The sequence below is a fragment of the Dehalococcoides sp. THU4 genome, assembly GCF_043231265.1.
In the GTDB taxonomy this organism is placed as follows: domain Bacteria; phylum Chloroflexota; class Dehalococcoidia; order Dehalococcoidales; family Dehalococcoidaceae; genus Dehalococcoides; species Dehalococcoides mccartyi.
This window is the reverse complement of the sequence record NZ_CP171266.1, coordinates 725,639-742,794: the sequence shown is the minus strand read 5'-3', so window position 1 is coordinate 742,794 and position 17,156 is coordinate 725,639. Positions and strand designations below refer to the sequence as shown.

General features: G+C 50.8%; 16 protein-coding genes. 9 read left to right on the top strand and 7 right to left on the bottom strand.

Features of this window, described 5'->3' with window-relative positions; all coding sequences use genetic code 11:
* Nucleotides 1-42 precede the first annotated feature (42 nt).
* The 5 genes from nrdR to mraZ all read right to left on the bottom strand — a co-directional run bounded on the left by nrdR (nucleotide 43) and on the right by mraZ (nucleotide 4,667).
* Nucleotides 43-570 (bottom strand): transcriptional regulator NrdR, encoded by a 528-nt coding sequence (gene nrdR, locus ACE6F3_RS03920; RefSeq protein ID WP_010936124.1) that lies wholly within the window; start codon nucleotides 568-570, stop codon nucleotides 43-45.
* A gap of 145 nt (nucleotides 571-715) precedes the next feature.
* Nucleotides 716-1,846 (bottom strand): cell division protein FtsZ, encoded by a 1,131-nt coding sequence (gene ftsZ, locus ACE6F3_RS03915; protein ID WP_041341232.1) that lies wholly within the window; start codon nucleotides 1,844-1,846, stop codon nucleotides 716-718.
* Nucleotides 1,847-1,886: 40 nt separating this feature from the next.
* Nucleotides 1,887-3,113, bottom strand: coding sequence for a cell division protein FtsA (ftsA, locus tag ACE6F3_RS03910; protein WP_010936122.1), 1,227 nt, complete (start codon nucleotides 3,111-3,113; stop codon nucleotides 1,887-1,889).
* A gap of 69 nt (nucleotides 3,114-3,182) precedes the next feature.
* On the bottom strand, nucleotides 3,183-4,232 hold the full coding sequence (rsmH, locus tag ACE6F3_RS03905) for a 16S rRNA (cytosine(1402)-N(4))-methyltransferase RsmH (protein ID WP_041341228.1): 1,050 nt from the start codon (nucleotides 4,230-4,232) through the stop codon (nucleotides 3,183-3,185).
* A gap of 6 nt (nucleotides 4,233-4,238) precedes the next feature.
* Complete coding sequence (gene mraZ / locus ACE6F3_RS03900; protein ID WP_010936120.1) at nucleotides 4,239-4,667, bottom strand: division/cell wall cluster transcriptional repressor MraZ; 429 nt, start codon at nucleotides 4,665-4,667, stop codon at nucleotides 4,239-4,241.
* Nucleotides 4,668-4,849: 182 nt separating this feature from the next.
* Here mraZ and trmD point away from each other — a divergent pair, with 182 nt between their 5' ends.
* The 8 genes from trmD to ACE6F3_RS03860 all read left to right on the top strand — a co-directional run bounded on the left by trmD (nucleotide 4,850) and on the right by ACE6F3_RS03860 (nucleotide 14,118).
* A complete protein-coding gene (gene trmD / locus ACE6F3_RS03895; protein WP_324665582.1) occupies nucleotides 4,850-5,596 on the top strand; it encodes a tRNA (guanosine(37)-N1)-methyltransferase TrmD in 747 nt (248 codons plus the stop codon).
* A gap of 122 nt (nucleotides 5,597-5,718) precedes the next feature.
* Nucleotides 5,719-6,129 carry a 50S ribosomal protein L19 gene (gene rplS / locus ACE6F3_RS03890; RefSeq protein WP_041341224.1) on the top strand — a complete coding sequence of 137 codons (411 nt, stop codon included), beginning with the start codon at nucleotides 5,719-5,721 and terminating at the stop codon, nucleotides 6,127-6,129.
* Between the two features lie 21 nt (nucleotides 6,130-6,150).
* A complete protein-coding gene (priA, locus tag ACE6F3_RS03885) occupies nucleotides 6,151-8,598 on the top strand; it encodes a primosomal protein N' (protein ID WP_324665585.1) in 2,448 nt (815 codons plus the stop codon).
* 255 nt (nucleotides 8,599-8,853) lie between these two features.
* The gene (locus ACE6F3_RS03880; protein WP_010936116.1) at nucleotides 8,854-9,255 is read left to right on the top strand and encodes a helix-turn-helix domain-containing protein; all 402 of its coding nucleotides are present in this window, start codon (nucleotides 8,854-8,856) and stop codon (nucleotides 9,253-9,255) included.
* Between the two features lie 149 nt (nucleotides 9,256-9,404).
* Nucleotides 9,405-10,886 (top strand): HD domain-containing protein, encoded by a 1,482-nt coding sequence (locus ACE6F3_RS03875; protein WP_324665587.1) that lies wholly within the window; start codon nucleotides 9,405-9,407, stop codon nucleotides 10,884-10,886.
* Nucleotides 10,887-10,915: 29 nt separating this feature from the next.
* The gene (gene secD, locus ACE6F3_RS03870) at nucleotides 10,916-12,265 is read left to right on the top strand and encodes a protein translocase subunit SecD (RefSeq protein WP_010936113.1); all 1,350 of its coding nucleotides are present in this window, start codon (nucleotides 10,916-10,918) and stop codon (nucleotides 12,263-12,265) included.
* A complete protein-coding gene (secF, locus tag ACE6F3_RS03865) occupies nucleotides 12,258-13,163 on the top strand; it encodes a protein translocase subunit SecF (RefSeq protein ID WP_058292423.1) in 906 nt (301 codons plus the stop codon). Before secD ends, secF begins: the two co-directional genes overlap by 8 nt.
* Before the next feature lie 19 nt (nucleotides 13,164-13,182).
* The gene (locus tag ACE6F3_RS03860; RefSeq protein ID WP_077975046.1) at nucleotides 13,183-14,118 is read left to right on the top strand and encodes a cation diffusion facilitator family transporter; all 936 of its coding nucleotides are present in this window, start codon (nucleotides 13,183-13,185) and stop codon (nucleotides 14,116-14,118) included.
* On the opposite strand, the gene ACE6F3_RS03855 is transcribed toward ACE6F3_RS03860, so the two are convergent.
* Nucleotides 14,092-15,117, bottom strand: coding sequence for a histone deacetylase (locus ACE6F3_RS03855; protein WP_077975045.1), 1,026 nt, complete (start codon nucleotides 15,115-15,117; stop codon nucleotides 14,092-14,094). The genes ACE6F3_RS03860 and ACE6F3_RS03855 overlap by 27 nt on opposite strands.
* 29 nt (nucleotides 15,118-15,146) lie before the next feature.
* Complete coding sequence (locus ACE6F3_RS03850; RefSeq protein WP_010936109.1) at nucleotides 15,147-15,767, bottom strand: LysE family transporter; 621 nt, start codon at nucleotides 15,765-15,767, stop codon at nucleotides 15,147-15,149.
* Between the two features lie 126 nt (nucleotides 15,768-15,893).
* On the opposite strand from ACE6F3_RS03850, the gene ACE6F3_RS03845 reads away from it, so the two are divergent.
* Entirely contained in the window at nucleotides 15,894-17,099 is a 1,206-nt protein-coding gene (locus tag ACE6F3_RS03845; protein WP_324665594.1) for a DNA double-strand break repair nuclease NurA, read from the top strand.
* Nucleotides 17,100-17,156: the final 57 nt, after the last annotated feature.

The window sequence follows — 17,156 nt, the reverse complement described above, 5'->3', positions numbered from 1 at the left end:
TTAACCGGAGTTGGTTTCTTACCGCTTATGTGATTTACCATGTCATCTCCTCTGATATCTGGTCTTGGGGGAGACCCTGTCTTCAGGCAGCAGGCTCAGCTGCCCTTTATGTATGCCCTCATCCTGCCCGCTTACCAGATTGTCCACCACTTTTTTAAGCTGGGTAATATCAGTAAACTCGCGGTAGACACTGGCAAAGCGCACATAGGCAATATTATCCAGTGCCTTAAGCTTTTCCATAACCATATCCCCCAAAAGGGTACTGGGTATTTCAGCCTTACCCATATTGTAAAGTTCGGCCTCTATATCTCCGGCTATCTTATCCACCGCTCCGGCCGGCAAAGGGCGTTTTTCACAGGCACGCCTGAGACCGCTCAGCAATTTTTCTTTATTAAACTCCTCACGCCGCTGGTCTTTTTTAACTACAAAGAGACCGGCCGGCTGAAACCGCTCATAGGTGGTAAAGCGCTGCCCGCAAACTACACATTCGCGTCTTCGGCGTACCCCGTCATCAACATCTCTTGAGTCTATAACCTTGGTATCAGGATGGCTGCAATAAGGACAATTCACTACGCCCTCCAACACTGTATATTGTGTTGCGCAGATAGATTAACACAAGGGATAGTGGTAGTCAATACGTAAATAGTCCTATTTTTTACAAAGAAACAGGGCTGCGGTCATTGACCGCAGCCCTGCAGCAATAACTATGCCTTATTTACCAGGAAATCCTGGATGAAGGCTTGTTAGAATGGGAATCCACCGGAGGAGCAACCGGGCGGGCACGGTTGAAAAGCGGTCTCCTCAGGAAGGACGGAACGTCCAGCTCGTCTTCGGTTTTTATGCCCTTCAGCTGGCGGGTAATGGCATCATCGCCCTCTTCTTCGGCCATGCCCATCTTGGAGACAAAACCGGTAGCAATCAGGGTGATTTTTACATTGGAACCCATGGAAGCATCAGAGGCCACACCAAAGATAATGTTGGCATCAGGGTCAACGGCCTGTTTAATTACATCCGCCGCTTCGTTAACTTCCATAAGGCTCAGGTCAGGGCCGCCCACTATGTTAAAGAGAACACCCTTGGAACCGGTGATGGAAACATCCAGCAAGGGGCTGGCCAGAGCACTCTTGGCGGCATCTGAAGCCCTGTTTTTACCGGAACCATAACCTATAGACATCCAGGCCGGGCCGGCATCCTTCATAACGGCACGCACATCAGCAAAGTCCAGGTTAATCAAACCGGGTACGGTGATTACCTCGGAGATAGCCTGTACGCCATGGCGGAGTACATCATCAGCCATCTTAAAGGCGGCATCAACGCCGGTCTTCTGGTCACAAAGGTCCAGTAAGCGGTCATTGGGGATAATAATCAGGGTATCTACCTTACCCAGCAGGCGGTTAATGCCTTCTTTGGCGGTAGAAGCCCGGTGAGCGCCTTCAAAAGTGAAGGGCTTGGTAACAACGGCAATGGTCAAAGCGCCGCTTTTCTTGGACTCTTCAGCTACAATGGGAGCAGAACCGGTACCGGTACCGCCGCCCATGCCGGCAGTTACGAAAACCATATCCGCCCCGTTGACTATCTCGCGGATTTCATCACGGCTCTCTTCGGCCGCCTTCTGCCCCATGTTATGGTCGCCACCGGCGCCCAAACCGCGGGTAACTCTTTCGCCTATCTGAAGGCGGATAGGGGCTTCGGTGATAGCCAAAGCCTGAGCATCAGTGTTGATAGCAATGAACTCAACACCCTGTATTTCTTCACGGACCATGCGGGTAACAGCATTGCAACCGCCGCCGCCACAGCCGAATACTTTAATTCTGGCGGGATTGGGAACGAAACTTGTTTTAGCCATTTTTATATTCTCCTTATATCACTCTAAATATTTACTTTACTTAGTTAGACCCGAACAAACCGGCAAAACCCTTGAGCAAGTTACGCATTCGGCCAAAGAAGCCGATATTATCCAGCCAGGATTTTTTGACCGGCTGGTGTTTGGCACCCCAGATGAGCAGACCCACACCGGTGGCATAAGCCGGGTCATGAAGTGAATCTACAATGCCGTAAACCTTGTCAGGGTTTCCTACCCTTACCGGTATGCGCAGGATATCCCGTCCCAGAGTTTCCATACCCGCCAGATTAGAGCTGCCGCCGGTCAGTACCAGCCCTGCCGGTACCAGGCTGTCATAATCAGAGTTCGGTATCTCCAGCATGATAAGGCGGAGAACTTCCTCAACCCGGGCGCGGATAATGTCACAAAGGTCCTGATAAGAAACGCCATGGCCATCTTCGCAGATAGGGCTGGGAGATTCCATCTTAGTTTCATATACGGGCAGGACGCTGCCGTAGCGTTTCTTCATTTCCTCGGCAACGTCAAAGGGAAGGCCCAGGCCAATAGCCACATCCCGTGTCAGCTGGTAACCAGCCACCGGGATAATAGCCGTGTGCCAGATACTACCGTCTTTGAAGATGCAGATATCAGTGGTGCCGCCGCCAATATCGGCCAGGATAACACCCACCTGCTTTTCGTCTTCAGTCAGCACAGCTTCACTGGAGGCAATAGGTTCAAGCACCAGGTCATCAATATCAATGCCCAGCCCCCGAATGCACTTTACCAGATTCTGTACCGAGGTAGCGGCCGCAGTAATAATATGTGTTTCCACATCCAGCCTGAAACCATGCATACCTACCGGGTTTTTCACCCCGGATTGGCCGTCTACTGCATAAGTTCTGGGGATAACGTGGAGCAGTTTGCGGTCATTGGGGACGCTGATGTTCTGAGCGGTAGCCATAACCCGCTTCAGGTCATCACTTCTTACCAGACGGTCATTCCTGGTAATAGCCACCACACCCCTGTTGTTCATAGAGGCCACGTGGCGTCCGGTTACGCCTACATAGGCGGACTCAACCTTGTATCCGGAAGCCTGCTCCGCCTTACGGATAGACTCCCTGATAGACTCCCGTGCGTCATTGATGTTTACTACCAAGCCTTTATGTAAACCCTGCGAAGGGCCTATGCCAACACCCACTACGTTGACACCGCCCACAGGATTTACTTCGGCAATTATGGTACAGATCTTGGTAGTGCCGACATCAATCGCTGTAACGATTCTGTTTTTCATATATCTCCCTCCATTTGCAAAACCGTGTATCTAAAAATCCCTTACGGGAACGTTATTCCTTTGCGCACATCAGCTGCCTCCCCTCTGGACCACCCCCTTATGTTTAGCCTGTCCGTACCGAACAGAGCCAGTTTCGCTGACATGATTAACTAATCCCTTAGCCCGGCTGTGAAAAAAACGCCCCTCGCCGGGTTGTATAATCCGTTCCGCCACCCGCATCTTGGCACTCCGGCTGCGCGGGTTTCGGGATATTTCCTCATCCGAAGGGGTAATTACCCTGCGGTTTATCAGCCTAAGTGAAGGCTGGTGGTTGCAAACACACTGGGGTATATCATCAGGGCAGATACAGCCCTTGGCTTCTTTCTGAAAATACTGTTTTACAATGCGGTCTTCAAGCGAATGGTAGCTTATCACTACCAGCCGCCCGCCATGTCCCAAAAGGCTCTGAGCCTGTGCAAGGGCGCTCTCAAGGTGCGGAAGCTCTTCGTTTACCGCTATCCGCAAAGCCTGGAAAGTCCGGGTAGCAGGATGAATCCGCCCGTGACGCCCCCCAACCGCTTTTTCAATAACAGACGCCAATTCGGTAGTTGTTTTAAACGGTCTTTTCTCTAAAATAGCCCTGGCAATCCGCCGGCTGAAAGGCTCTTCACCGTATTTCCAGATTAAATCTGACAGCCCGGCAAGGTCATAAGTATTAACAATATCCGCCGCCGAAAGCTCCTGGCCGGGTGAAAAACGCATATCCAGCGGGGCTTCGGTCTGAAAACTGAACCCGGATTCCTCCCTGTCAAGCTGCATGGAAGAAAGCCCCAAATCAAATAAAATGCCATGCACCGGCATATATTCATAACGCTGGCATATATCTTTCAGATTGGCAAAGTTATCATTTACCAGTAAAACCGAACTGCCGAAACACTTAAGCCGTTCGGCAGCCAAAGCAATAGCCTTGGGGTCTGCATCTATAGATAAAAGCTGTCCGCCGGGGTAACTGTGCTCCAAAATAGCCTCTGAGTGACCGCCAGCCCCCAAAGTGCAGTCCACATAACGGCCGCCGGGTATAACCCCCAGCCCCTGTATGGACTCCTCCAGCATAACCGGTATGTGAGGATACTCAGTCACTTCCGCCTAGTTCCCCTCAAGCGTTTCTATTATCTGCCAGGCCTGCTCCTGGCTGGCCTTCTTTTCAGACTCCCAGGTCTCTTTATCCCATATCTCTATATAATTGTTGACACCCGCCACAATAACCTCTATATTAACCCCAGCATAGCTTTTTAAGGGTGCAGGCAGGGTCAGGCGGCCTTGGGCATCCAGATTAACATCAAAAGCCAAAGCGAAAAGAGCCCTGTTTAGGCGGCGCATCTTGCTGGGAGCAACTGTAGTACTCTTCAGGCTTTCAGACAGTTTTTTCCATTCACACAGGGGGTAAGCGTAAATGCATTTCTCACCGGTGCCGGGGGCAAGTATCAAACCGTCCTTCATGCTGGGCCTGATGCCCGGAGGCAAAGGGAAACGCCCCTTTTCGTCCAGCTTGTACTCAAATTCCCCAAAAAACATTCTCTTAAGTACTCTCTCCCCGACTTACCACATTACCCCACTTTTTCCCATTCTATAAGCCAACACCCCCATTGTCAAGCCTTTGAAAATATATTTTTATATACCTTTTTGGCTTTTGGGTCTGGCCAAAAGGGTATGCTAAAATAGAACAGCGTCAAGGGGTAAAAATAGGAGAGAAAAGCTTGAAAATAGACGTGTTAACCCTTTTTCCGGAGATGTTTCAGTCCCCTTTTGAAGAAAGCATTTTCAAGCGGGCGGCGGACAAAAATCTGGTAAGGTTAGAAATACATAACTTCAGGGATTTCAGCCATGACAAGCACCATGCGGTAGATGATACCCCTTACGGCGGCGGTGCCGGCATGCTGCTTAAGCCCGAACCATTGTTTGAGGCAGTAGAGGCGGTCATGGAAAAAGACCCCACCCCTGCCCCGGTAATTCTACTTTCCCCGCAGGGACGCACCTTTAACCAGTCTGTCGCCCGCGAACTGGCAAACCACCAGCGGCTGATTATAATCTGCGGCCATTATGAGGGCTTTGACGAACGGGTTAGGGAACACCTGGCCACCGACGAAATAAGCATAGGTGATTTTGTACTGACCGGCGGGGAACTGGCCGCCATGGTAGTTATAGATGCGGTTTCACGCCTGATACCCGGCGTACTTGGTTCAGACGACTCCTCCGAATCAGACTCGCACTCAAAAGGTCTTTTGGAACACCCCCATTACACCCGTCCCCCGGTATTCAGGGGCTGGGATATCCCGGAAGTGCTTCTTTCCGGCAATCACGCCCGGATAGACCGCTGGCGGCGTAAAGAATCTCTGCGGCGTACCTTGAAAAGACGCCCGGATATGCTTGAAAAAATAACCCTTTCTAAAGCAGACCGCAAGCTGATAGACGAAATACTGGCCGAAGAAAACCCCGAAGATTAAAACCCTGCATTATATATAAGGTATGCAACCACCCCGCATCCCCCCTGCAAACCCGCGCACTTGATTATGAAATGGGTTTGTGTTTTAATATTCCGTTGATATTTAAAGGAGTTTTTACCGCCATGGAAGAGACTGTTAATAATCAGGAAACCCCTGAAACCAGTGAAGAAGAAACCGCAGCTGAAGAAACAGTTGCTGTAGAAAATACCGCCGCCGGAAAAGTTCTGCCGAGCTTCGGCCCCGGTGATACCATAAAAGTACACGCCCGCATTAAAGAAGGCGACAAAGAGCGCATTCAGATGTTTCAGGGCGTAGTCCTCAAGGTCAAGCAGGCCGCTGACGGCGGCAATTTTACCGTCCGCCGCATCAGCTACGGCGTAGGCGTTGAGCGCACCTTCCCCTTCCTCTCACCCAATGTTACCAAGGTGGAGGTTATTAAAAGAGGCAGAGTACGCCGTGCCCGCCTGTTCTACCTGCGCAAGCTTTCCGGAAAAGCCGCCCGCATTAAAGAAGTTAAACAAACACCCTCTTAAGCTCTCTTAGGGGGTATAAAATTGGCTTTTGCCGAACTGGCCGTAAACACTCCGGTACTTAGACCGGGCAGTTTCTCCTACTCTATACCAGCGGGGTTAGAAATAAAACCCGGTCAGGCAGTCTGGGCTCCTTTCGGGCCTAAAATAGTTCAGGGCATCGTCCTTGAAGTAACTGAAGAGCCGGCATTCGGGCAAACACGTGAAATCTGCGGCGTTATCTCTGATACGCCGCTTCTTTCTTTTCACCAGCTGAACCTGGCCAAGTGGATAAGCCAAACCTATTTATCCAGTATTTACGAAGCAGTAGCCCTCATGCTGCCGCCGTCTTTTGAACGCCAAAGCCTGGCCTATATCAGCCTGGAGTCCAGCCCGCCGGCTACAGCAAAAAATCCGTCTGCAACCCTAAGCCCAAACATGCAAAAAATACTTGACCGGCTAAAGGCCAAAGACATCACCCCCCAAAACGAACTGGGAAAAATATTCGGCAAGAAAACCGCTCAAAGCGCCATACTTAAACTTATAAATCAGGGGCTAGTCAAACGCACCTACCGGATAAGCCCGGTCAGGGCAAAGACCAAATTTGAAAAACATTTCCGCCTCAGCGTGCAGGCACTGGCATTTATTAAAAACCAGACCCTGCCAAAGTTATCCCCCCGCCAGACCCAGGTTTTTGATTACCTTCAGGAAAACCCCGGGGGCATTTCCAAAAGCGGGTTAAATCTGCTGGTGAAAAATAATTCGGCCGTCTTAAAGGCTCTTGAGCAAAAGGGTCTGGTAAGTACTGAAGAACGCCAGGTATTCCGCCAGCCCGTAGATTACAGCCGGATACCTCCACTGCCGCACCTTGAGCTAAGCCCCCCCCAGAAAAAGTGCCTTGAGTTCATCACCCGTTCACTGAATACCCCGCCCGAAGATGACCAAAACCCCCGTACCTTTTTACTGCATGGCATAACCGGCAGCGGCAAAACCGAAATATACCTGCAGGCACTGGCTGAAAACCTGTGTCTGGGCAAAAAGGCTATAGTACTGGTACCTGAAATCTCCCTTACCCCTCAGACTATCGCCCGTTTTGCGGGGCGTTTCCCCGGCCAAATAGCCGTTCTTCACAGCCGCCTCAGTCCCGGTGAACAGTTTGACGAATGGCAAAGGATAAAAAACGGCCAGGCAGACATTGTAATCGGACCCAGAAGCGCCCTGTTTGCCCCGCTGGACAAACCGGGCATTATTATCATAGACGAAGAGCACGAATGGACCTATAAACAGCAGGACCCCCAACCCCGTTATCATACCCGTACGGTGGCTAATAAAATGGCTGAAGAGTACGGTGCCGTACTGGTACTGGGCAGTGCCACCCCGGATATTGACAGCTATTTCAAAGCCCGAAAAGGCATCTATCAGTTACTGGAACTGCCCGAACGCCTGACCCCCTACCGGGGTGCTTCCCTGCCTAAAACAGAGCTGGTAGATATGCGCACCGAACTCTCCGAAGGCAACCGCAGCATCTTCTCCCGTAACCTGCAGGCCTCTATTGAAAAAGTACTGACAAACCATGAGCAGGCCATTTTATTCATAAACCGCCGGGGCGGTGCCAGTTTTATCCAGTGCCGTGACTGCGGCTATGTAGCCATGTGCAAAAGCTGTGATGCCCCGCTTACATACCACCCCGACCAGGAAAATCTGGTCTGCCACCAGTGCGGCAGGCACTACCCAAATCCTCTCACCTGCCCGGTTTGCGGCAGCCGCCGGATTAAATACCTGGGCATGGGTACCCAGAAACTGGAGGAAGAAACAAGACTGGCTTTTCCCCAGGCAAAACTGCTCCGCTGGGATAGTGATGTCATAAAAGGCAAAAACACCCACCAGCAAATAATGGATAAATTCAGCTGCCATCAGGCAGATATACTTATCGGCACCCAGATGGTAGCCAAAGGGCTTGACCTGCCGGATGTTACTTTAGTAGGGGTAATAAATGCAGATATCAGCCTGAACCTGCCTGATTTCAGGGCAGGCGAACGCACTTTTCAGCTGCTGGCCCAGGTAGCCGGGCGGGCAGGCCGGGGTATATCAGGAGGGAAAGTAGTTATCCAGACCTACAGCCCTGAAAACTATGCCATCCGGTCAGCTGTCTGCCATGACTATCCGGGTTTTTATGCCAAAGAAATAGTCTACCGCCAGGCACTGAATAACCCTCCCTTCCGGAAACTGGCCTGTCTGGTATTCAGCCATTTGAACCATGACTTTTGTCAGCAGCAGGCCAAACTTATGGCTAAAACCCTTCGGGAAAAAGCGGAGGCCGTTGGGCTAGGCAATCTGGAAATTTTAGGACCGGCACCTGCCTTTATCCAGCGTCTGCGGGGACGTTATAGATATCAGCTAATCCTGCGTGCGCCCAACCCGGCAGAGTTCCTCAGAGAGATAAATCCGGGACAGGGCTGGAGTATTGATATTGACCCGTATGGTTTATGTTAAATATTTTAAAGCCCTTTAAAAAAGACAGGGAGGTCTTTTTTGCCATGAAATAAGCCTTAAATCCCCTCAAACGGTATGCAATTTGTATAAATATGCAGGTAAAGAATACATATTTTGACACTTGCCTTTCAGTGGTATACATTGTACAAAGCTCATATATTGACATCTGGCATATAAGCTGCCGTTATCGTATAATACTATTGTATCTTTATCATATTCAGTCCTTACCCGAATTATATCTAAGGCAGGAAGATCATGAGTAAAGCCACATCACCAAATGGCTGGGCAGACCTTGGAGAGATAATCCGCCAGCAAAGGGTAAAAATACCGCTTACCCTGCAAGAACTGGCTTCTAAAACCAGCGTCTCCCCCTCGCATCTGGGGCGCATTGAGCGCGGCGAGCGTTTTCCGTCTGCCAGAATACTCAAACGAATTGCCCGTCCGTTGGGTTTTGAAGAGGACGAGTTATTCACTCTGGCCGGATATCTTACCCCCCAGAAGGACAGCATCTCGGAAATGGAAGCGGAATATATCTCTACCCCCAGACAGCTTGACCCTTACGTAGCCAAAGTACTGGCCCAGGAGCCTATTGAACTGCAAAGGGCGGTTATTGCCATTCTGGCCATGCTGAAAAGTATCTCCAAATCCATGACCTAGCCGGATAAATTTGTCCCGCAAAATACAGGTCTGCTGCTATCAGCCAGTAAAGGCTCTTCCCGGCGGCTACCCAAAGCTATCCAAACGTAATTTTCTTGATATTGAAGATACGTTCGGAGTATAGTTTAGTAGATTTTTGGGTGAAGGCCGTGACGAATAAAAACCTGCTGCTCCGTATTGATAAAAAAACCGCCGCCCTGCTTGAAGACCTCCGCCGTTTATTTTCAGAAGAAGCTAGCGAAGTCTATCTGGTAGGCGGTTTTTTGCGTAATCTGGTACTTAAAAAACCCACTGCCGATATTGACCTGTGCATCACCGGCAGCGGACAAGCCGCTTCTGCCAAAATCTCCGGTTATTTCAAAGCCCCTCAGGTGGTGCTGGATGCCGGAAATGACGTCTTTAGAGTAATCCTGCCCGCTTTTCAGCTGGATATCTCCGGCACGGCAGATATTACTGCCAACCTCACCCGGCGTGATTTCAAACTTAACGCCATGGCCGCACCCTTGTCGGCGGTACATCAGGGCAGCCTGCCGGTACAGGCCATAATTGACCCCATGCAGGGGCTGCCGGATATTGAAAACCGGGTTATACGGGTAACCTCAGCAGATGTATTCAGTGCTGACCCCATCAGGCTGCTAAGGGCTATCCGCTTATCAGCCGAACTTGGCTTTGCACTTGAAGGGCAAACCCAAAGCCTTATCACCACCCATGCCGCCCTGATATCAACCGTTGCCGGTGAGAGAATTCGGGAAGAACTGCTGAAACTACTTGAAACCAGCCAGCCCGGCATCTGGGAAAAGTGCCTTGAGCTGGGGCTGCTGCTAAACATATTCCCTGAGCTTACTCCCTGCTGCCGCCACCCCCAGCCCTATGAACACACCTGGGATGTGCTGGAACACTCCATAAAAACCATTTATGCACTTGATGCCATACTGGGCAGGTCTGTCTGGCCTTACCAGAACCCTGAAATCATCACCGAAATCTACCGCGAAAGCGGCTTTGAAAAATATTTTGCAGGGAAAATAAGCGGCACTTCCAGTATCCGCACCTTAACCAAACTGGCCGCCCTGCTGCACGATATCGCCAAACCCCAGACCCGCAGCACCGACCCTGACGGGCGGATACGTTTTACCGGACACCCGCTGGAAGGCAGCCGCTTAAGCAGCCAGATACTCACCCGCCTGCGTTTCTCAAAAAAAGAAATTTTAATGGTAGAAAAAATGGTTTGCTACCATCTGCGCCCGGTTCAAATGAACCCTGACAGCCAGTTACCCTCCGCAAAAGCTATTTACCGCTATTTCCGTGACCTGGGGGAAGCCGCCGAATCTACCCTTTATCTGAGTCTGGCAGACCATTTGGCAACAGACGGGCCGAATTTGATGGTGGCAAATTGGCAAGAACATGTTAATATAGTAGCGCATATTTTATCGGAGCAGAAAAAACAGCTTACCAGGCTTGTTCCGAAACGTCTGGTGACCGGCACCGACCTGATAGAGCGTTTTAACCTCAGGCCGGGACCCCGGATAAGAACCCTGCTGGGTGAAATTACCGAGGCCCAGGCGGCCGGTGAAATAAAAAACCGCCAGGAGGCCTTTAAATTTATCAGCCAAAGGCTTGAAGGGCAAGCCTGAAAATAATCTAAATTAGCTTGGGGAGAATTATGCGAAGGAAAAACGGGCTCGTGTTTTTGGCCATACTGGCCGCCATGATCCTTGCCTTTACCATAGTGCTGCCAACAGACAAAGGCGCACTTCTGGGCAAGGGAATCCTGTTTGGTCTGGACTTAAAGGGAGGCCTGCACATGGTATATCAGGCTGACTTGTCCAATGTAGATGAAAGCAATATTGACAGCGTAATGGATGGCGTGGTGGAGGTTATCTCCAACCGCATCAACCCTCTTGGTGTCACCGAAGCCTCAATCCAGCGTCAGGGAGATGACCGGATAGTGGTTGAACTGCCGGGGCTGGATATTACAGATGAACAAAAAGCCCGCATCGGCCGTACCGCCCTACTGGAATTCGGCGAACTGGCGGCTGAAGGCGAAGATTATAAATGGGAAAACAGTCTGGGCAAATGGAAACCGGCCACCGCCACTATTGACGGGGTTGAGTATGCCCTGACCAGTGCCTATTTCAAAGATAGTACTTATGTAAACCGGGACCAGTACGGCAATATTTTACTGGTATTTGAATGGGATGACATCGGGGCCCAGTTATCCAAAGAAATCACCACCCGCCTTTTAAGCCAGCAGCTGGGTATCTTTGAAGGTGATGAAGCCCTGGCCGGTGATGATGGCGTACCGATTGCCCCCTACATAAACAATGTTATTGAAACCAGCGGCGTGATAGAAGGCTTAAGCTACAACGAAGCAGAAATGCTTTCCAACCAGCTGAATGCCGGACGCCTGCCGGTACCGCTTGAGCCCATATACGAGCAGACCGTTTCACCTACCTTGGGTCAAAACTTTGTTGACCTGGCCGTAAAAGCCGGTCTGGCAGGCATAATCCTGGTTATGATATTTATGATAGCCTTTTACCGCCTGCCCGGTCTGCTGGCCAGTATAGCTCTGGTATTTTACGGAGTAATTGTACTGGCTCTCTTTAAACTGGTACCGGTTACCCTTACTTTGGCGGGTATCGGCGGTTTCATTGTATCAGCAGGTATGGCGGTAGATGCCAATATCCTGATATTTGCCCGTTTGAAAGAGGAACTGCTGGCTGGCAAGACACTGGGAGCGGCGGTGGAAGCCGGCTTTTCCCGTGCCTGGTCTGCCATCTGGGACTCCAACGTTACCACCTTTATAGCCTGCGGAATCCTGTTCTGGGTGGGCGGTACTATTGCGGCCGGGGCACCGGTCAAAGGTTTTGCCGTAACCCTGTTCCTGGGTGTGGCGGTCAGCATGTTCACCGCTATCTTTGTCACCCGCACCTTGCTCAGGCTTTTTGTAGGTACTAAAACCGCTAAAAAGCTTGCCCTATTCACCACCCAGACAAGAGGCAAAAATGAATAAGATAATCCAGCACCGACCCCTGTTTATATTTATATCAGCCCTGATTATACTTGCCGGGCTGGCTTCGCTGCTGATATTCGGGCTGAAACCCGGCATAGACTTTTCCAGCGGCTCCATTCTGACCATCAAATTTGACCAGACAGTCAGCGTGGATGAGCTTACCCAGGAGCTTAGAAGCCTGGGGCAGAGCGAAGCTATTGTTCAGATAACCGGTGACGGAGACTTTCTTATCCGCACCAGCGAGCTTGATGTCAGCCAGAAGGTCACTCTGGAAACCGCTCTGGAAGAAGCCTTCGGCAGCCTAACTGAACGCGGCTTTGAAAATGTAGACCCCCTGATTGCCAAGCAGACCACCCAAATGGCCCTGATAGCTATCGGAGCGGCTCTGGTAGGTATTCTGCTGTATGTTACCTGGGCTTTCCGCCGCATGCCCAAGCCGTTCCACTACGGCACCTGCGCGGTCATAGCCCTGTTCCATGACGCACTGGTAGTGCTGGGCATTTTCGCCCTGCTGGCCGGCATATTTGGCTGGGAAATTAACCTCATGTTTGTTATCGGCATCATGGCGGTTATCGGCTACAGTATAAATAACACCGTTGTGGTCTTTGACCGCATACGGGAAAACCAGCTTAAAGGCATTCACCCCAGCTTTGATGTAGTAGTAAACCAGAGTATTATGGAAACGATAGTCCGTTCTATCAACTCCAGCTTTACGGTTATCATTACCGTAGTAGCCCTTATGCTTTTCCTGGGGGCATCTATCCAGAACCTGAGCGTAGTCCTGCTTATCGGTCTTATTGCCGGTACTTATGACTCACTCTTTGTCGCCCCTTCCCTGCTGGTCACCTGGGAAAACGGTGACTGGGGCAAACTACTTAAGCCCTTTAAGAGGGCTTAACAGATAACAAGGATAAACTATGGCTACCAGAAAAACCAGGGCGGCTTCATTTTCGATAGCTTCTAACTCAACGCTTATAGTCATGAAGGCGGCGGTCGGTTTTGTTACCGGCAGCGTGAGTATACTGGCAGAAGCTATCCACAGCACTCTGGATCTGGTAGCCGCAGTTATCGCCTTTTTCGGCGTCAAAGCCTCTGACAAACCGGCAGATGCTACCCACCCTTACGGGCATGGCAAATGGGAAAACGTAAGCGGCACAGTAGAAGCAGTCCTTATCTTCGTAGCCGCTATCTGGATTATCTACGAAGCAATAAACAGGCTTATAGAGGGCTCTGCCCCGGAGATGCTGGAATGGGGCGTGGTAATTATGGGCGTATCCGTAGTTGCCAATACCTTAGTCTCCCGCTACCTGAAAAAGATAGCCCGCGAGACTGATTCAGTGGCCCTGGAGGCAGACGCCTCACACCTCACCACAGATGTAATAACCTCAGCCGGAGTACTGCTGGGTCTGCTACTGGTAAAACTGACCGGCTGGAGCGTACTTGACCCCATCGTAGCCTTGCTGGTAGCCCTGCTTATCATAAAAGCCGCCTGGGATATACTCAACAAGTCTTTCGGGGCACTGGTAGATGCCCGTTTGCCCAAAGAAGAAGTAGATGCCATCAGCAGTTTGATAAATGAACATACCTCAAAACTGGTGGAGTTTCACAACCTGCGCACCCGCAAAGCCGGCAGTTACCGGTATGTAGACCTGCATCTGGTTATGCCCAAAACGCTTTCGGTGGAAAAAGCCCACTCCATATGTGACCATCTGGAAAAAGACCTCAAAGATAAACTGAAAATAGACTACGTGACTATCCACGTAGAACCCTGCACCGAGGAAAACTGCCCCGAATGCCAGATAAGCTGTAAGAAACGCCCTTCGGACTTAGCTAATCCCGAAAATACCCCGTAACTCCAGAATCAGCCCGTTGATATCAGGCGTATCCGCAGTCTCTTCGGGGGCTTTGGTATTAGGGGGAGGCAAAGCTTCATTTAATAAAACCGCAAGGCTAGCCCCCACGCTCTCTGCCAGACCCAAATAATGGTAGCCGCCCTCCAGACTGAAGACCATTTTTCCCCCGCAGACCTCATCCGCCGTCTTTTTCAGGGCACGGGTTATACCGGCAAAACCCTGCTGTGAAAGGCACATCTCACCCATATCATCAGCAAAATGGGCATCATAACCGGCACATACCAGTATCAGCTCAGGTGATATTTTCCGAAGATACGGGCAAATCAGCTGGTCAAATACTTTCTGGTAATGGCTGTCCCCGCAGCAGGCAGGCAGGGGGATATTTAAAATATTCTGGAAAGGGCCGTCTTCACGGCTGTCCCCCGTAAAGGGGAAATGGTGAATCTGGTGAGTGGAAATATAGGTCACCCGCGGGTCATTCAGGCAGACATGCTGAATGCCATTGCCATGGTGAACATCAAAATCCACCACCGCCACCCGCTTGAGTTTATGTTTATTAAGGGCATGCAAAGCCCCTAAAGCCACATTATTAAAAATACAGAAACCCATGGAAGCCTCCGGCAGGGCATGGTGACCCGGTGGGCGGCACATTACAAAAGCACTCTCCAGCTCACCTGAAAGCACCTTGTCCACCCCCTCAAGCACCCCGCCCACCGCGTACAGGGCTGTTTCGTAACTATCCACCGAAATCACCGTGTCCTGGTCCAGCCAGCCGCCGCCGCTGAAACCCACTTCTTCCACCCGGCTGATATACTTGCGGGTATGAAAACCCTCCAGTTCACCCAAACCCACCCGTTTCGGCTCAACATGTACTAAACGGTCTTTCAGCCCATGCGTATTTATGTATTCCATAATCGCCAGCAGGCGGTCAGGGTTTTCCACATGGGTACCCGTTTCGTGGTTCAAATATATATGGTTATAAACCAGCCCCACTGCCATTAAAATACCTTCTCCATATTAAGATACTGCTAAAGCCACAGCTTCAGCCCGGAAACAATGAAATAAACCCCGAAAGCCGCAAGCAACAACCCGCAGCCTATAAAAACTATCTCCCGCACCCTGCTCCCCCACAGGCGGTGGGTGCGGTAAACAATAAATGAAACCAGACAAAGCCAGGCTAAATCCACCAGCCAGTGAGTAGCCGCCAAAGCCCCCAGCCCCCCAAGCCCGTAGTCCGATACCTTCATAACCAGCATCGCCCCTACAGTTGCCCACCAGACCAGAAAAAACGGATTGAGGGCGCTCATGGCCGCACCTGACACCACTGTATTATATTTAAAATTAGCCTTATCCTGAGCGGCTTCACGGCGGGCTTTTATCATACCCAGCCCCATGTAAATAATCATAATTCCGCCTGCCAGACTGAGCAGTATCTGCACCCAGACAAGCTCAAAAAAACCGGCAAAACCGAAATAAATAAGCAGAATAATGGGCAGTTCCACCAGCACATGCCCCAGCACAATCTGGGCACCTGCCCAGGGGGTATGGTAACTCCGTGAAAGAGTCAGAGCGAACATGGGGCCAGGCATCAGCACACCTGAAAAAGATATAACCGTAACACTAAGCAGAGTGGCTAACATAAAATCCATTATAACACTTCTCCCGTTAGGGGCAAAAACCCGAACGCACCCCGGCATAAATGCCATTTGTTGCTTGTGGGAATACATATCTTGTTTTATACTGAAGCAAATGCAAAAACAAGGAGACAAACGGTATTGTCTTTAAACCTGGACAAAACCGCCCTTCAGATACAGAGCATGGTCTCAGACTTAAAAGGCCGTGACCTGGAACACCAAAAACACCTTGAGGCCGGTCTGAACGGCATGAAACGCACTCCGGCTGAATACCAGCATTTACTGGATAAGGCAGCACGCAGCAAGACCACTTTTCTTTTGGCACACCCGGAAGAAATACCGGATGCCACCCACCCGACGCCTGCCTTGCCCCAAAATTACCGCATACTGGCCACAGACGGCTCACAAATAGACGTAGACCGCCACCAGCTTAGCCGCTGTTACCTGATAAATATCGGCAGGGTGCTGCTGGAATACGGCCAATCCCCGTCTGCCGCTCTGGAAAGCCTGCCCGCTCTGTATGCCCGCCCCGAAGATATGGTAATCTCCTGCGGCAGCAAAGAAGTAGCCGTGGAAGGCACTCTGCTGGGAATAAAAAGAAGCGTAGAAGAAACCCGCCATCTGGCTGAAATGGCAGATGCCGCCTCCCCCAATCTGCCCACTTTGGCTTTGGCAGACGGCACTTTGATACTCTGGTCACTCCTTTCCAAAGAGTTTCCCGAATACGTGGTTGAAAACCTGCTGGTAAACGGTTACCTGAAATATTTAGGCAAAATACAAAACCTGAACACCAAAGACAGACAGGTGGCTTTAGCCAGCTATATCAGCTACCCCGGAAGCACAGACGTAGTCAATACCCTCCGCCTGCTTTACTGCCCGTACGAACCGGCAGACTGCACCAGCCGGTGTGACCAGCTGCCAAACGGCAAACGCCCTTGTGACATACTCTCCGGCGTCACGGACAGCATGCTGTTTGAGCGCATACTGAAACCGGGTGAACGTTCTGCCCTGTTTGCCAGCTCATCTTCCATACTGGAAAAATATTACGGGGAACACAGGGTCTATTTTTACTACTTGAAAACCAGTGAAGAAATAGCCCGGGTGGAACTGCCCGGCTGGACTGCCCGCTCTGAAGAGCTGTTAAGCTTAAGCCATAGCCTGATACTGGAACAATGCCGCTTGGGGCATGGCTATCCCGTCTCCCTTTCCGAAGCCCACGAACAGGCAGTAGTCAGCGGTCAGGACAGGCGTATTTTCAACCAGCTGGTAGAAGAAATGCTGACCTCAAGCAAAATAAACCCCAGCAGTTCGGCCAAAAGCCTAAGCAAGAAAACCCGCTGGGTATAGTTTATGTAAACTAACACCGCCAGTCTGTTTAACAGGTTTAAATACACCATTAACCGC

Coding starts and splice junctions, on each gene's coding strand:
- ACE6F3_RS03860 (WP_077975046.1), top strand. CDS start 13,183: ATGGCTACCAGAAAAACCAGGGCGGCTTCATTTTCGATAGCTTCTAAC.
- secD (WP_010936113.1), top strand. CDS start 10,916: ATGCGAAGGAAAAACGGGCTCGTGTTTTTGGCCATACTGGCCGCCATG.
- ftsA (WP_010936122.1), bottom strand. CDS start 3,113: ATGAAAAACAGAATCGTTACAGCGATTGATGTCGGCACTACCAAGATC.
- ftsZ (WP_041341232.1), bottom strand. CDS start 1,846: ATGGCTAAAACAAGTTTCGTTCCCAATCCCGCCAGAATTAAAGTATTC.
- secF (WP_058292423.1), top strand. CDS start 12,258: ATGAATAAGATAATCCAGCACCGACCCCTGTTTATATTTATATCAGCC.
- ACE6F3_RS03855 (WP_077975045.1), bottom strand. CDS start 15,117: ATGGCAGTGGGGCTGGTTTATAACCATATATATTTGAACCACGAAACG.
- ACE6F3_RS03880 (WP_010936116.1), top strand. CDS start 8,854: ATGAGTAAAGCCACATCACCAAATGGCTGGGCAGACCTTGGAGAGATA.
- rplS (WP_041341224.1), top strand. CDS start 5,719: ATGGAAGAGACTGTTAATAATCAGGAAACCCCTGAAACCAGTGAAGAA.
- ACE6F3_RS03850 (WP_010936109.1), bottom strand. CDS start 15,767: ATGGATTTTATGTTAGCCACTCTGCTTAGTGTTACGGTTATATCTTTT.
- mraZ (WP_010936120.1), bottom strand. CDS start 4,667: ATGTTTTTTGGGGAATTTGAGTACAAGCTGGACGAAAAGGGGCGTTTC.